We start from the raw sequence: 15,961 nt of genomic DNA, 5'->3' as shown, positions 1-15,961 counted from the left end.
AATTCCTTAAATGATTGGTTTAAATGATTACTGAAGCTCCTTTACAAATCTATAAATCCTCTGCAGGTTCGGGGAAAACCTATACCCTCACCACTGCCTACCTAAAGTTGGCCCTTGAATCCCCCACTGCTTTTACCCGGATTCTAGCGGTGACCTTTACCAATAAGGCTACTCAAGAAATGAAGGACAGGATTATCAAAGAACTAAAAAGGCTTAAGGAAGGGGTGGACCCCGATGAAACCATGCACAAAGAGCTCTTAGAAAAATGGCAATTGTCCCCCAAAGAATTGTCTGCAAGGGCTGCTAAGGTTTTGACCACTATCCTTCATGATTTTGGATCTTTTTCTGTGAGTACAATTGATAGTTTTTTCCAAAAAGTCATTCGAGCATTTGCCAGAGAAATTGACCTACAAGCCAAATTTGATGTTGAGCTAGACCTGGATGGTGTCATGACGCGTATGGTAGACAGGCTGATGTTGCGGGTAGCAGAAGACACGGAACTACACAAATGGATGGTGGAGTTTTCTATCAGCAAGATTACAGAAGGGAAATCTTGGGACCTGAGAAAATCTATTGAGGATTTGGGAAAAAAGATCTTCTTAGAAGACTTTAAAATTGTTCAAAAAGAAGTGGGAGCCTTTTTGGAGAATCCGGATACTTATAAAGAATTCAAAGAATTTATATTTGGACAGAAGCAGCTTATTATTGATAAAGCCTTGGAACTAAGGGGTACGGCTCAGGCTATCCGTGATAAGAACGGTCTTTCTTGGGAAGATTTTTCCGGTGGATCTAAATCCTTCAGTAAAAAATTTGATCAATTGGGTAAAAAGGAAGATCCGATTCCAACGCTTACAGATGCCCAGGCAAAATTGCTTCTTGGGCCGGAAAAGTGGTACACCAAAACAAGTAAACTTAAAACTGCGATTGAATCGGCCTATGGAGAAGGATTAGGTGATATTTTGCATCAGTTTGAACCCCTGAAACGCAGCTGGAATACCCTGGACTCAATATCCAAGAACTTATATACCTTCGGTTTATTTGGCTATCTATTAAGAGAGTTGAAGGAATTGAAAGAAGAGGAGAATTTGCTGCTGATTTCAGAAACAAATGATTTTCTAAAATCCATTACAAGTGACAACGATACCCCCTTTATCTATGAAAAGGTGGGCAATCGTTACCAACATTTTTTACTGGATGAATTTCAAGACACTTCCGGTTTTCAGTGGGCGAGTTTTCGTCCGCTTTTACTGAACACGCTTTCTATGGGTAAAACCAATTTGGTGGTAGGAGATGTCAAGCAATCCATTTATCGATGGAGAGGTGGGGAGATGCGTTTGCTAATGGAGCAAGTAGAGAATGATCTTGGAGGGTTTGGCATAGATGTTAAAAAGCTAGATACCAATTTTAGGAGTTTACCCAATATTGTAGCCTTTAACAATACTTTATTTTCAAATTTATCAAAACTGCTTAGCGATCATTTAAGGACGGTCTTGGATGATGCCTCTATGGATCGAATAGAAAAGGCCTATGGCGATGTTTTGTAGAAAATTGCTCCTAGGCAAAAAGCCAAAGGAGTAGAAGGGAAGGTTTCAATGTCTTTTATTGAGACCGATAAAGAGACAAAATACGACGATGTAATATTGAACTTATTACCGGACAAGGTTGAGAAATTATTAGATCAGGGCTACCAATTGAAGGACATCGCCATTTTGGTGAGAAAAAATAACCAGGCGGCACAAATTGCAGATGCCTTTATGTCCTATGCTGAAGAAAACAAAGATAACGGTTACAGGTATGATGTATTATCAGATGAGGCACTGTTTCTTACTAAGGCCTCTGTTGTAAAATGCCTTCTGGCGGCTTTAGGAATGGTAAATGATGCAGAAGACTCACTGGCTGAAAAAACTTTTTGGATACAATTGGCCAGAATAAGAACCATCCCCTTTGACCATGTATTGTTTAGAAAAGATAGTTTGCCGGAGGAATTTAAAGGCTTAAAGGAAAGTTTTTTTCAACAGCTGCCGGTTTTCAGGAAGTTGCCACTAATGGACTTGGTGGAAGCAATCATCGATTTGGTAGATCTGAATGAAGGTGCAGGTGAACTTGCTTACTTGTCAGGTTTCAAAGAAGCAGTATATGATTTTATTGGTAAAAACAGGGCTGATCTAAGTGGCTTTCTTAACTGGTGGGAGCTAAAGGGCTATAAAAGAACAGTGAAAATCCCGGAGGAATTTGATGCTATTCGAATACAAACCATACATAAATCTAAAGGTTTACAATACAAGGTGGTGCTATTGCCCTACTTGGATTGGAAGTTGTTCGATACCGGCAAAGAAAACATTATTTGGACCAAGTACGATTGGAATGAAGCCCTACCTCCGGCGATAGTGCCTTTGTCGGTGAGATCGCAATTAAAAGATTCGGCATTTTCAACCGCATATTTAGAGGAGAATTTAATGAATCATCTCGATTCCCTAAATATGCTGTATGTGGGATTTACCAGAGCAGAAGAGGTGCTAATGGCAATGGCACCTTTTAGTAATCCAAATAAGAAGGATAAGTTAACGACAGTGGCTGACCTACTTCGCGAAGTGATGCAATTTGGAGCTCAAGAAAATGAATTATTGGCTTTTAATAACTACTATAACAATGAGGAAAAAGAATTTGATTTAGGGATTTGGCACCTAAATGAATCCAAAAAGGAAGCCTTACCTCCTTCTCAACCAATGGTATGGAAATACAAACCTTGGGAGAAATCTCTGGAAGTCAAGCAGGCTTTTGGAGAATTTGAAGCCTCAGATATTGTATCCAAAAGAGCTTTTGGAGTGCTGGTTCACCGGATTATTGAAAAATCACGAACCAAGAAAGATTTTTTTCTGGAATTACAAAGTATGTTTTTTGATGGGGCAATTACTGAAGAGGAAAGACAATTGTTGGAAAGTCAATTCCACAACCTTTGCCAAATAGAAATATTTAATTCTTGGTTTGATGGCTCTGGAAAAGTACTTACCGAACAAGGTATATTTCTTCCGGGTGGTGAGCACAAGCGACCGGATAGAATTATTTATTATCAAAAAGAAATAGCAGTCGTGGATTTCAAAACCGGAGAAAAGAGAGCCTCTCACGCTTCACAAGTATTGGAGTATGTCAAGTTGGTAAAAGACATAGAAAAGGGAATGCCTATACAAGGATATATTTGTTACATAGAAAGTAGCACAATTGAAAAAGTTGTTTAAATGGAAGGATTTTTAAAGCGAACTGCAGCTGAATTACTGCAGAGAGGAGTAGATGTTAAAAATATTCAGGTTGTCTTGCCTAACCGTAGAGCAGGTTTGTTTTTCACAAAGTACCTCGGACAGTTGGTTTCTCGACCTACGTATATGCCTAAGGTGATCACTATAGAAGATTTTTTCTATGATATTATTGGGAAAAGGCCTGCAGATAAATTAAGCTTGATTTATGAACTGTACAAGGTTTATAAAACCCTTACCGGTAATGAAGAGGGTTTTGATAGGTTTTACTTTTGGGGTGAAATGATTCTTAAAGATTTTAATGATCTGGATCAATTTTTGGTCAACCCTGAAAAACTTTTTGTCAATTTAAAGGAACAAAAAATACTAGAAAGCGACTGGAGTTTCCTTTCTCCGGACCAAATCGAATTGATTCAGGCCTTTTGGGCTTCATTTGAAAGTAGAGATAGGTTTCACCAAGAGAAATTCCTTAGATTTTGGGATGTTCTATTTCCCTTGTATCAAGGCTTTAATTCTTCCTTAAAAACATTGGGCTTAGCCTACGGGGGGAGTATTTATCGGGAGGTAGTAGAAACTTTGGACAATGTTCCTCCCTCTGAAATGAAGACTGTCTTTGTAGGTTTCAATGCTTTTACAGGGGCAGAGGAAAAACTCATCAAGCATTTTGTTAAAAATTTTGGAGCAGAGATCTATTGGGATATTGACCAATATTACCTAAATGCGAGCAGCCAGGAAGCAGGTATGTTTTTTAGGGATTATAAAAAAGATAAAATCCTAGGGCCTACTTTTCCTGAAATTACTCCAAACAAAATTGTTGAGAAAGAAAGACAAGTTAAAACCTATGCCGTTCCTTTAAAAATTAACCAGGCCAATATGGTGGGGGCGATATTGGAAGCCATACCCCAGAAGGAAGAAAACTGGGAAGAGACAGTGGTAATTCTACCTGATGAACAACTTCTTTTTCCTGTCCTAAACCTTTTGCCCGATAATGTGAATAAGGTGAATGTCACGATGGGTTATCCGGTCAAGCATACCCCCATTTTTACATTTTTGGAAGCTGTGGTTGATTTGCAGAGGTATAGTAAAATAGTGAATGAGGAGTTGATGTTTTATTACAAGCCTGTCAAGGAATTATTGTCCACTGTTTATTTATATGATCTTGCACCGGAATTTTCTCAACATTTAATTGATGAATTTTCCAGAAACAACACCTTGTACGTGTCTTCGAAGGTCTTAAAGGAAGGTGGGGCATTGTTTGCCCAAGTTTTTCAGCCAATGACTACGGCTACCTTGATGGATGATATATTAGGTTTAATTAAGATGTTGGCTGATTCCTTGGAGGAAAATACCATGGAGCGAACCTACCTATTTCAGTGTTTCAAACAAATGAATAGGTTAAAGGTGATAGTGGATAAAGAAATCAAAGAGGAGGTTAATATTGCCTTTTTATTAAGGATTTTTAAACAAGTCTTCGGAGAAATCAAACTTCCGTTTAAAGGCGAACCATTGCAAGGTTTGCAGTTGATGGGAGTGCTGGAGTCTAGAAACTTGGATTTTAAAAGGGTTATCATTTGTAATATGAATGAGGGAAGTTTTCCTCCATCCAATTCCATGAACTCCATGATTCCTTTTAATTTGCGCAAAGCTTTTGGTATGCCTATCCAAGAGCAAAATGATGCCATATATGCTTACACCTTTTATCGACTTTTGCATGAAGCCCAAGAGGTTCATTTGCTTTATACCACTGCGGGAGAGCAAGGTAAGGTCAATGAGAAAAGTCGGTACATTCATCAGCTTCAAATAGAGATGAATCAGGATGGCGTCCAGAAGGAAGATACCATCACCCATATTCCTGTGAATTTATCACCAACCAGAGCCATTGTAATTGAGAAGGACAAGTCAATCATGGATCACCTTAGGAGGTATACCAAGCCTTTATATGGTGAATGGGAACCCCTGTCTTTCTCACCCTCTGCCCTTAATGTTTGGCTGGATTGTAGATTAAAATTTTACCTTAGCTATATAGCAGGGATTGATGTTCCTGAAGAGGTGCAAGAAGAAGTGGATCCGGCTATATTTGGTAATCTTGTTCACAAGTCATTGGAGAACTTGTACATGGGATATATAGAAAGGAAAAAGCGTAAGGTGCTTCAGGTAAGTGATATTGAGGAGTTGAATGACTTTGTTTATCCTGCCGTGATGAAAGCAATCATGGAACAATATTTCCTAGAAGGAGAAAACCCTCAGCTTACAGGGCAGCTTGTGATAGCCAGAGATGTTTTGCAGAAATATTTACAGGGGGTATTATTGAAAGATAGACTGTCTGCTCCCTTTGAAATAATCTCACTTGAAGCCGGTAAAAAATACCGTGCATTTGTCCCAATAAACTCCAATGGGGAAGAACTAACTATCGCACTGGGCGGAATCATAGATCGGGTGGATAGGATTGGTGATACGGTACGATTAATAGACTATAAATCCGGACAAGATAAAAAGACTTTTAAGTCGGTAGAAAGTATGTTTGACAGGGACAGTTCTGATAGAAATAAGGCGGCCATGCAGACCTTCTTTTATGGATTGCTGTATGAGGCCAACTTTCCGGACAATCAATATTTTCTAAAACCGGCCTTGTTTAACCTGCGTGATATATTCAAGGAGGATTTTAACCCCTATCTTCAAGAGAATTACGGGTACAGAAAATACAGTGAAGTGAAGGACTATGCAGCTTATAGGGAGGATTATGTTTCAAGTTTGAAAAGCACACTTGAAGAGATTTTTGATCAGGATCAGGTATTTGATCAAACCAATGACTTAAAAAAATGTGATTACTGCCCTTATGCAGAAATTTGTTCGCGTTGAGAGTAAGTAAAGCTATGGGTTTATTTCTTTCATCCCTATAAAAGTTTTTAGGTTTTGCTAGGAAATTATTCCCTAGAATAGTTTTATACTAAGTCAAATTATTTATCAATTTCCTTATTTTTGCGGAATAGGATCAATTTGACAAAATGTAAAAACCATCTTGCCTTTATTCAAATCCAAAAAGGTAATTCGACATAGGTTAAAAAAAACTGGATATTGGATTAAAAAGTAGCCTATGGATGTAATCGCAAATGAATTAAATTATCAATATTTTTAGGTTGAAATTGAAGTATTGGCAGGGTTTTTTCTTGATTATAACAAGTGATAACATTTATTTTGGCACGTTTTTCTATTATTTGCTGCCAATAAAAAATAAATCATGGAATATCTTTTTGGAAAAAGGGAACAAGGGGCCCTCGGTATGGGTTTAATGATAGAATAATTTTGAGTTTAGCTTGTTAAGCGAAAATTTTATTATTAAAACTTGATGTTAATATGTTTCGTAATTGAAGAACAAAAAGGATAGAAACAAGATTTTAAGTGAAGAAAATTAAAAATACAGTAGTAGTATTTGTTGATGATGATAAGGTCCAACTCATGATCAACAAGCGCGTATTGGGAAAGTTGAATTTAAAGTTGGACGTGTATTTTTTTCAAAATCCTTTGGAGGCTTTGCATTGGCTGGGTGAAAACGATGTAGACGTTCTTATGCTGGATATAAATATGCCTGAAATGGATGGTTGGAGTTTTTTGGAGCAAATGAAACTCAAAGGGATAAAAGGAGATGTCAAAATGCTCACCGCCTCTATTGATCCTGAGGACCTGAATAAAAGTAAAAAATTTGATCAGATAAGTGGCATTTTGATTAAGCCGATTAAAGAAGAGGATTATTTAAAATTTTTGATCGATTGAATAGATCGGTTGATTTTAGAAATTAATAAGCATCGAAAAGATACAACAATAGTATGGCTGAAAACTTAAAAGGAAATGATAAGGTATTTAGTAGGCGGATAGATAATTTTTTTATTGGGCTGGAAAGAGCCTTTCAGTTTGTTAAGAAATTTTTTGTCGAGGTTTGGATACCACCCTATGAATTCAAAGAGGTTATTCGACAGTGTTATCGCATAGGTTATAATTCTCTCCCATTAATTTCTCTTACAGGTTTTATTGTAGGGATTGTTTTTACCAATCAGTCTAGGCCTTCACTATCTGAATTTGGGGCAACATCTTGGTTGCCGTCATTAATTTCTATAGCAGTTGTTAGGGCAATGGGGCCTTTGGTGACAGCCCTTATAGCTGCAGGAAAAGTAGGTTCTAGTATAGGAGCAGAAATTGGTTCGATGAAAGTTACCGAACAAATCGATGCCATGGAAGTTTCGGCTACGAATCCATTTAAATTTTTGGTGGTTACCAGGGTACTGGCAAGTACCTTTATGATTCCAATTTTGGTCTTGTACACAGATTTTGTTGCTTTAATGGGAGCTTTTTTAAATGTGAATGTCAACGAAATGGTGAGTATAAGTACATTCTTTGTACAGGTATTTGATTCCATCTCCTTTCTAGACATCAGCTCATCAATGATTAAGTCATTGGTTTTTGGATTTACCATTGGTATGGTGGGCTGCTATAAGGGCTACAACTCTACCAAAGGAACAGAAGGAGTAGGTAAAGCAGCAAATTCAGCTGTAGTTATGGCCATGTTTTTAATATTTATAGAGGAATTGTTATCCTTGCAGATCACCAATTTCTTTAGGCAATTATAATATGAAAGATACAGTAATTCAAATAAAAAACCTTTCCAAATCTTTTGGGGACATGGACGTTCTTAAAGACGTAAATTTGGACCTTTATAGTGGAGAGAATTTAGTGGTTTTAGGTAAATCCGGAAGTGGGAAGTCGGTGTTGATCAAAATCATGGTTGGCTTGCTTAAACAGGACAGTGGATCTGCTATTGTCGTGGGGCAGGAGGTGAGTCAATTAAATCAGAAAAAGCTCAATGAATTAAGGTTGAAAATCGGATTTTCGTTTCAGGCAAGTGCTCTGTATGATAGCATGACGGTGAGGGAAAATTTAGAATTTCCTTTGGTAAGGAATGTTAAAAATTTGAGTAAAAAAGATAAAGATAAATTGGTAGAAGAAGTGCTGGAGGGGGTGGGGCTTATTCAAGCCATTAATCAAATGCCATCAGAATTATCAGGTGGTCAACGCAAAAGAATAGGTATAGCGCGCACCCTTATCTTAAAGCCCGACATAATGCTTTACGATGAACCCACCGCCGGCCTGGACCCAATCACCTGCATGGACATTAACAACTTGATCAATCAAGTGAATGAAGAGTACAAGACAACCTCAATTATTATTACCCATGATTTAACCTGTGCCAAAGTTACAGGTGACAGGATGGCCGTATTACTGGATGGGCATTTTGGCAATACCGGAAAATTTGAAGAGGTTTTTGAACATGCCGTTGATGGCAGAGTAAAATCATTTTATGACTATAATTTCATCGAACAATGAAGAATGATAATAAAAGATCGGTTACAGTTGGCATTTTTGTGCTAATAGGAATCGCAATACTTGTTGTAGGTATCCTTACCCTAGGTGCGCAACAAAAGGCGTTTGTGAAAAGTATACGTGTTACATCCGTATTCGACGATGTGGGAGGTTTGCAAACAGGAAATAATGTATGGTTTTCGGGTGTAAAGATTGGAACAGTAAAAAAGATAAATTTTTACGGTGAATCTCAGGTAGAAATTGAAATGAATATAGAATCGTCTGCCAAAGAATATATCAAAAAGAACTCCAAAGCCACGATCAGTTCTGATGGCCTTATAGGTAATAAAATAATTGTGATATATGGTGGCACAGGTCAGGGATCTGCCATTGAGGATGGTGACGTTTTAACTGCCGAAATGCCACTGGATACAGATGAAATGATGGAAACATTGCAAGTGAATAATAACAACTTGGTATCCATTACAGAAGATTTAAAAATTCTAACACATAAAATATCCAGTGGTGAAGGAATAGTGGGAGCTGTTCTAACAGACAGTACTTTGGTGAAAACTTTTAAAGCTACCATGCAAAATTTGGAAAGAACTGCGGCGAATAGTAATAGAATGACCGCTGAGTTGGCAAAGTTTTCGAATGGGCTTAATCAAAAGGGCGGATTTGTAGATAAAATGCTCAATGATACCACTCTCTTTGCAAGCCTACAAACTACTGCAGCGCAGTTGGAGACTACCTCTGCAGAGGCGAGCGATGCCGCGCAAAATTTTAGTAGTGTAAGTGAAAACCTAAGTGATACAGACAATGCTATAGGGATGTTGTTAAATGATAAGGAGTTTGCAGCTTATTTGAAAGGAACCATGAGTAGTTTGGATACTGGAACAATTAGAATGAACGAAACACTCGAAGCGCTACGGTACCATTGGTTTTTCAGGAAATCTTTTAGAAAACGTGATAAAGCTGATGCAGCATCGGAATAAATTGAATAAAAAAAAGCGGAACTTGTTTCCGCTTTTTTTTATGGCCTTATAATTGATAGGAATAGGTTATATTAGTATATTAGGTAATATATTAAACCGAAATTAATTTCCACTTTATAAATAAACCTGTTTATTTTATGACAAAAGATCCATATAAAATTATTAAGAAGCTTCCATCCGCTCAAGGTGATCTTAGTTACTGGAGTCTGGAAGAGTTAAAGAAGCAAGGATACCCTATAAATAAACTTCCTTTTTCAATCAGGATCCTTTTAGAGAATACCCTCAGAAATTTTGATGACTTTGCCATTACTAAAGAAAATATTGAGACCCTTCTCAATTGGAAACCGGAGCCATCAGAGAAGGATATTCCTTATAAACCCGCAAGAGTATTGATGCAGGATTTTACAGGAGTGCCTGCAGTAGTAGACATTGCCTCTCTTCGAGCCGAAGCAGTTAGAAAAGGCAAAAATCCCGAGAAGATAAACCCATTGATACCGGTAGACTTAGTGGTGGACCACTCGGTTCAGGTTGATTATTTTGGTACCAACTACTCCTACAAGAAGAATGTAGATGTGGAGTATAAAAGAAACGGAGAAAGATATGAGTTCTTGAAATGGGCTCAAAAATCTTTTAATAACTTTTCAGTTGTACCTCCTGGGATGGGGATTTGTCATCAAGTAAATTTAGAATACCTTGCTCAAGGCGTGATTTCAAGAGATGGAAATGTATTCCCTGACACCTTGGTAGGAACAGACTCACACACACCAATGGTCAATGGAATTGGAGTTGTTGGCTGGGGTGTTGGAGGAATTGAAGCTGAGGCGGCAGTATTAGGGCAACCCATCAATTTTATAATGCCTGAGGTGGTTGGGTTGAGGTTAACAGGAGAATTGCCTCTGGGTACAACAGCTACAGATATGGTATTAACCATTACTGAGCTTCTTAGAAGGCAGAGTGTGGTAGGTAAATTTGTAGAAGTTTTTGGTCCGGGTTTGGATGGATTATCTGTACCAGATAGGGCCACAATATCTAACATGTCTCCTGAATTTGGATGTACGGTTACTTATTTCCCTATAGATGATCGGACCTTGGATTATATGAAAAGGACCAATAGGGATGAAGAGCAAATCAAGCTCGTGGAGAGCTACGCCAAGGCCAATATGTTATGGAGGGAAAATGAGGATGAGATCAATTACTCTACCGTAGTGGAGTTGGATTTGAGCACTGTGGAACCAACGGTTTCAGGCCCAAAGAGACCTCAGGATAAAATTCTTTTAAGAGAGTTTAAGGATAAATTCGGTTCCCTTTTGAAAGAAGTACACGGCAGAGAATACATTCCAATTGAGAAAAGAGAAGTAGGTAGATGGCTCGGTGAAGGCGGTGGCAATCAGCCAGTGGAAAATAGTAATAAAAGTGTAGAGGAAGACTTGGAGATAAAGACCAAAGTTAAGAATGGCTTAAAGTCTGTAGGGGTAAAATTGAATAATGAAGAATTTGCGCTTTATGATGGCTCAATTGTTATTGCTGCCATTACCTCTTGTACCAACACCTCCAATCCAAGTGTAATGATAGGAGCTGGTTTGATAGCGAAAAAGGCAAGAGAGAGAGGTTTGGATGTCAAACCCTGGGTAAAAACTTCCCTGGCTCCGGGATCTAAAGTTGTTACTGATTACCTTCATCATGCAGGATTACTCGAGGATTTAGAAGCTTTGCGTTTTCATGTTGTAGGGTACGGCTGTACCAGTTGCATTGGAAATTCCGGTCCTTTACCTTCGCATATTGCCAAAGCGGTAGAGGAAAATGATTTGGTAGTAGCTTCAGTACTTTCAGGAAACAGAAATTTTGAAGCAAGGGTGCATCCTCAGGTAAAAATGAATTATTTGATGTCTCCAATGCTAGTGGTTGCCTTCGCATTAGCAGGTAGGGTGGATGTTGATTTGAATAATGAACCTTTAGGCTACGACCCGAATTTGGAGCCTGTATACCTCAAAGACCTGTGGCCTAGTAATGAGGAGATTTTTGAAGTTTCTCAAAAAGTTTTGTCTCCCGGGGATTATAAAAAAAGTTACGGGGAGATATTTGAAGGTAATGAACAGTGGAAAGAATTAAAAGCTCCTGAAGATAAAGTTTATCAATGGTCCGATCAATCTACTTATATTAAGGAAGCTCCATTTTTTAATGGGATATCTGAAGAAGTTGATGAGCCGGAAGAGATTCTCGAAGCTCGAGTTTTATTAAAATTGGGAGATTCTATTACAACGGATCACATCTCACCTGCAGGTTCTTTTTCTCCAAAATCGCCAGCAGGTAAATACTTGCTTGATAAAGGTGTAGAACAATCGATGTTCAATTCTTACGGTTCCAGAAGGGGTAATGATGAAGTGATGGTACGGGGAACTTTTGCCAATGTTAGGATTAAGAATCAACTGGCCGCCCAAGAAGGTGGTTATACCACGCATATGCCATCCGGAGATGAAATGACGGTATTCGATGCCTCCCGTAAATACATGGCTGATGAGGTGCCTTTATTGGTGTTGGCAGGAAAAGAATATGGAAGTGGCTCCTCCAGAGACTGGGCTGCTAAAGGAACCACTCTTTTGGGGATTAAAGGAGTAATAGCTGAAAGTTACGAAAGAATTCACCGCTCCAACTTAGTAGGGATGGGTGTATTACCTATGCAATATGCCAAAGGGCAGTCTGCCGAAACGCTAGGACTTACCGGTAAAGAATTGATTTCTATAGAAGGAATCAATGAAGGTTTGACACCATTGAAGGTTTTGAAGGCCAAGGCTAAAAAAGAAGATGGAAGCACTGTAAGTTTTGACGTTGTTGCCCGCCTTGACTCTTTGATTGAAATAGAGTATTACAAAAATGGAGGTATTTTACATTATGTTTTAAGGCAGTTTCTGAAAGCCTAAATTCTAAGGTTGGGAAGAATTCCAAACGTTGAAAAATAAAAAAGCCTGTTTAAAATAAACAGGCTTTTTTTGGTGATCCCGCTGGGGTTCGAACCCAGGACCCTAACATTAAAAGTGTTATGCTCTACCAGCTGAGCTACAGAATCGGAAATAAAATAGAAGTAAATTTTTTCTTCTAAAACTCTTGAATTTTAACAATGTGATCCTGTCAGGACTCGAACCTGAAACCTACTGCTTAGAAGGCAGTTGCTCTATCCAGTTGAGCTACAGGACCTTTTTTGTTAAAAAGAAAATGGCTTTTCAGCCCTTTTCTCTGTGCTTTTTCAAAAGCTTGTGCAAATGTAAGGGAGAATTTTTTAATTGCAAACACTTAACCTAAAATACTTTTTATTTCTTCAAAATGAATGGTGATCTTTGCAAAAAAATAATGTCTTTATGGTACCGGTGTACTTGACTCCCATTGATGATTTCTATATTAAAACATTAAGTGAAATACCTCTTAAAAAGGTGCTCTATTGTGGTCCTGAAACTGCTGTTTCAAAAGCTGCCCAAATCATGCGGGATGAAAAATCAAGTTGTTTGTTTGTCGGAAACAATGTGGATAATATCCTGGGGGTGATTACAGACATAACCCTAAGGGATAATGTGCTGGCAAGAGAATTATCTCCCCAAAGTCCGGTCAGTGAAATTATGGATGACAAACTAGTGGCGATTTCCAAGGAGGCACCGGTATATGAAGCTTTGTTGCTTATGTTTCGAACCAAAACCCGATACTTACTAGTGGAGGAAAGGGGGCATTATATTGGTGTAACCAGTAGAAATAAAATATTGACGGTTCAATCACTTTCTCCTTTTGTATTTATTCAATCTGTGAAGCAAGCACTCGATGAGGTGGAATTAAAAACAAAATGGAGGCAAGTGCCGGGCATAGTAGATCAACTGATTCAAAGAGGTGTTAGGGCAGAAATAATTAACCAGATAATTTCAACAATTGCAGATATTATTACTTTGAGGGTCATTGAGCAGGTGATCAAGAAAAAAGGAGAGCCTCCTGCTAAATTTGTTTTTTTTGTTTTGGGAAGTGAGGGAAGAAAAGAACAAACCTTAAAAACAGATCAGGATAATGCCATTATTTATGAAGACAAGGCAAATGAGCAAAGAGAAATGGTCCGTGAGTATTTTCTTGATTTTGCTAAAACGGTATCAGATAAATTGAATGAAATTGGTTTCGATTACTGTCAAGGAGGTTTTATGGCCAGTAATCCAAAGTGGACCCATTCGCTTTCTCATTGGAAAAATAATTATGCTAGCTGGTTTAAGGAATCCTCTATGGAGACGGTATTGAGTTATGGTACTTTTTTCGATTGTAGACCTATTTATGGAGATTTTTCCTTGTTAGATGATTTAAAAGCGTTCATGGATGAGCAATTACATTACCCTCTGGAACGATTTTTCTATAATATGGCTCAAAATTCCTTGCAATATGATACACAGCTGACTTGGCTGAAGAATATTAAAACTTTTAAAGTAGACAAGGAAGAAGTTTTTGATATCAAAAGAGCGATGACGCCAATAGTCAATGCAATGAGGCTTTATGCTTTGGCCAATAAGGTTTTTGAAACCAATACAGGTAAAAGGTTGGAAATTCTCACCAAACGGGAAGTCTTTAAATCTAAAGAGTCAATAGAATTATTTCAGGCTTATTATTACCTAATGGGGCTTAGATTAGAGAAACAGGCAGGGGCTATTATAAATGAAAATAAAAAGCCCGTAAACTATATAAAAATCAGTCAACTTACACAAGTTCAATTGGTGACCATCAAAGAAATATTTAAAGTAATTAGAGATCTTCAGCTGAAGATAAGAATACAGTTTACCAAATCATTTTGAGTGCTTTGAAGAGAATGGTGGCATTGATAGGGTATTGATATAATAATTAAAGATTTAATGTAAACAAACATTTTTTTCTGTAAGCCGTACCAAGATGTACCCTTATTTTTATGCAAAACAAAAACGACTTATTCGGTCAAGCCCCAATTGGTAATCTATTACTTAAACAAGCCCTACCTGCCGCCGTTGGCATTTTGGTTTTGTCTATTTATGGGATTGTCGATACTATTTTTGTGGGACGTTATGTAGGTGCATTAGGAATAGCCACCATAACTGTGGTTTTGCCCATCTCTTTTTTAATTTCAAGTATAGGTATGTCGATTGGTGTTGGTGGTGCTTCCATTATTTCTCGATCCTTTGGGGATGGAAATAATGAAAAAGCATACAATACTTTTGGGAATCAAATTGGCATGACATTGACTTTGGCTCTGCTGTTTGTTGGGATAGGTTATGTTTTTGCAGAAGATATTCTAAAGTTGTTTGGGGGTAAGGGGGATGTATTACAGCCGGCAAAAGATTACTTTACAATCATTCTCATAGGAATCCCATTTATGGCCTGGGCCATGATGGGAAATAATGTGATAAGAGCAGAAGGATATCCCAGAGTTGCCATGTACACCCTGATTGTGCCGGCAGTATTTAATATCATATTGGACCCTATATTTATCATTTGGTTTGATATGGGATTAAAAGGGGCTGCATGGGCCACGACGATTTCTTACATGGCCAGTGCTATCTATTCTTTGTGGTTTTTTATCATTGGAAAGTCAAGCATGAAGATGCGTGTAGAATGGTTTAAGCCGAACCTTAAAATTTCCACTGAAATTGCTTCATTGGGTGCTGTAACTTTAGCCCGACAAGGAACCGTGAGTCTATTGGCCATAGTACTAAATAATGAGCTTTTTAAATACGGAGGGGAGCAGGGCTTGTCCACCTATGGTGTCATTAACAGGGTGATGATGTTTGCCATTTTTCCGGTATTGGGCATCACTCAGGGCTTTGTCCCAATAGCCGGGTATAACCATGGGGCAAAATTAAGAAACAGGGTACAAGAGAGTATCAAATTGGCAATAAAGTCATCAACCCTGGTGGCTTTATTGATATTTATTCTGATTTTGACATTTGCAGGAGCCATAGTTTCTGTTTTTACTGAAGATCAGAATTTGATAAATGTAAGTGTTCCAGCCATGCGAAAATCTTTTTTGGCTACCCCGTTGCTTGCCTTTAGTTTGATAGGGAGTGCCTACTTTCAAGCCATTGGAAAAGCCAAGCCTGCTTTGTTGCTTGCCTTAAGTAAGCAAGGGATATTTCTCATTCCTTTGGTGATGATCATGCCGGCCTTGTTTGGATTAGAAGGTATTTGGTATGCCTTTCCCCTTGCGGATACGGGGGCAGCCATTATCTCATATTACTTCCTGAGAAAGGAGACCAAGACATTGTAAATTATTTGCCGGGATTGTATATAAAAGTGGCATATACAGGGTAGTGGTCAGATAAAAGGTCGGGTTTTCCATGATTCAGGATCTCAGCACTGATAAGCTGACCTTCTAAATTT

Annotated in this window: 10 protein-coding genes and 2 tRNA genes; 10 read left to right on the top strand and 2 right to left on the bottom strand. The window is 38.2% G+C overall.

Annotation, left to right across the window (positions count from 1 at the left end; all coding sequences use genetic code 11):
- Positions 1–23 precede the first annotated feature (23 nt).
- The 8 genes from AAC037_RS05380 to acnA all read left to right on the top strand — a co-directional run bounded on the left by AAC037_RS05380 (position 24) and on the right by acnA (position 12,516).
- Positions 24–1,544: a UvrD-helicase domain-containing protein gene (locus AAC037_RS05380; RefSeq protein WP_339902017.1), complete on the top strand. Its 1,521-nt coding sequence runs from the start codon at positions 24–26 to the stop codon at positions 1,542–1,544.
- A gap of 48 nt (positions 1,545–1,592) precedes the next feature.
- Positions 1,593–3,236 carry a hypothetical protein gene (locus tag AAC037_RS05375; protein ID WP_339902016.1) on the top strand — a complete coding sequence of 548 codons (1,644 nt, stop codon included), beginning with the start codon at positions 1,593–1,595 and terminating at the stop codon, positions 3,234–3,236.
- Complete coding sequence (locus AAC037_RS05370) at positions 3,237–6,110, top strand: PD-(D/E)XK nuclease family protein (RefSeq protein WP_339902015.1); 2,874 nt, start codon at positions 3,237–3,239, stop codon at positions 6,108–6,110.
- Between the two features lie 540 nt (positions 6,111–6,650).
- A complete protein-coding gene (locus tag AAC037_RS05365; RefSeq protein ID WP_339902014.1) occupies positions 6,651–7,022 on the top strand; it encodes a response regulator in 372 nt (123 codons plus the stop codon).
- Positions 7,023–7,075: 53 nt separating this feature from the next.
- Positions 7,076–7,873, top strand: coding sequence for an ABC transporter permease (locus AAC037_RS05360; protein ID WP_339902013.1), 798 nt, complete (start codon positions 7,076–7,078; stop codon positions 7,871–7,873).
- 1 nt (position 7,874) lies between these two features.
- Complete coding sequence (locus AAC037_RS05355; protein WP_339902012.1) at positions 7,875–8,627, top strand: ATP-binding cassette domain-containing protein; 753 nt, start codon at positions 7,875–7,877, stop codon at positions 8,625–8,627.
- On the top strand, positions 8,624–9,598 hold the full coding sequence (locus AAC037_RS05350; RefSeq protein WP_339902011.1) for an MlaD family protein: 975 nt from the start codon (positions 8,624–8,626) through the stop codon (positions 9,596–9,598). The genes AAC037_RS05355 and AAC037_RS05350 overlap by 4 nt, the downstream gene beginning before the upstream one ends.
- Before the next feature lie 137 nt (positions 9,599–9,735).
- On the top strand, positions 9,736–12,516 hold the full coding sequence (gene acnA, locus AAC037_RS05345) for an aconitate hydratase AcnA (RefSeq protein ID WP_339902010.1): 2,781 nt from the start codon (positions 9,736–9,738) through the stop codon (positions 12,514–12,516).
- A gap of 70 nt (positions 12,517–12,586) precedes the next feature.
- Here acnA and AAC037_RS05340 read toward each other — a convergent pair.
- Together AAC037_RS05340 and AAC037_RS05335 are read right to left on the bottom strand one after the other, a co-directional pair.
- Positions 12,587–12,662, bottom strand: a tRNA-Lys gene (locus AAC037_RS05340).
- A 54-nt stretch (positions 12,663–12,716) separates the two neighbouring features.
- Positions 12,717–12,790 (bottom strand) — tRNA-Arg (locus AAC037_RS05335).
- Between the two features lie 161 nt (positions 12,791–12,951).
- Between AAC037_RS05335 and AAC037_RS05330 the strand changes: the two genes are divergently transcribed.
- Positions 12,952–14,406, top strand: coding sequence for a DUF294 nucleotidyltransferase-like domain-containing protein (locus AAC037_RS05330; protein WP_339902009.1), 1,455 nt, complete (start codon positions 12,952–12,954; stop codon positions 14,404–14,406).
- A gap of 110 nt (positions 14,407–14,516) precedes the next feature.
- Entirely contained in the window at positions 14,517–15,848 is a 1,332-nt protein-coding gene (locus AAC037_RS05325; protein WP_339902008.1) for an MATE family efflux transporter, read from the top strand.
- Positions 15,849–15,961 lie beyond the last annotated feature (113 nt).

Origin of the sequence: uncultured Cyclobacterium sp., from assembly GCF_963976465.1 — a bacterium.
In the GTDB taxonomy this organism is placed as follows: Bacteria; Bacteroidota; Bacteroidia; order Cytophagales; family Cyclobacteriaceae; genus Cyclobacterium.
This window is presented reverse-complemented; position numbering and strand designations above follow the sequence as displayed.

Excerpts from the sequence above, each read along its gene's own strand:
- AAC037_RS05380 (WP_339902017.1), top strand. The coding sequence starts at position 24 with ATGATTACTGAAGCTCCTTTACAAATCTATAAATCCTCTGCAGGTTCG.
- AAC037_RS05375 (WP_339902016.1), top strand. The coding sequence starts at position 1,593 with ATGTCTTTTATTGAGACCGATAAAGAGACAAAATACGACGATGTAATA.
- AAC037_RS05370 (WP_339902015.1), top strand. The coding sequence starts at position 3,237 with ATGGAAGGATTTTTAAAGCGAACTGCAGCTGAATTACTGCAGAGAGGA.
- AAC037_RS05360 (WP_339902013.1), top strand. The coding sequence starts at position 7,076 with ATGGCTGAAAACTTAAAAGGAAATGATAAGGTATTTAGTAGGCGGATA.
- AAC037_RS05355 (WP_339902012.1), top strand. The coding sequence starts at position 7,875 with ATGAAAGATACAGTAATTCAAATAAAAAACCTTTCCAAATCTTTTGGG.
- AAC037_RS05350 (WP_339902011.1), top strand. The coding sequence starts at position 8,624 with ATGAAGAATGATAATAAAAGATCGGTTACAGTTGGCATTTTTGTGCTA.
- acnA (WP_339902010.1), top strand. The coding sequence starts at position 9,736 with ATGACAAAAGATCCATATAAAATTATTAAGAAGCTTCCATCCGCTCAA.
- AAC037_RS05330 (WP_339902009.1), top strand. The coding sequence starts at position 12,952 with ATGGTACCGGTGTACTTGACTCCCATTGATGATTTCTATATTAAAACA.
- AAC037_RS05325 (WP_339902008.1), top strand. The coding sequence starts at position 14,517 with ATGCAAAACAAAAACGACTTATTCGGTCAAGCCCCAATTGGTAATCTA.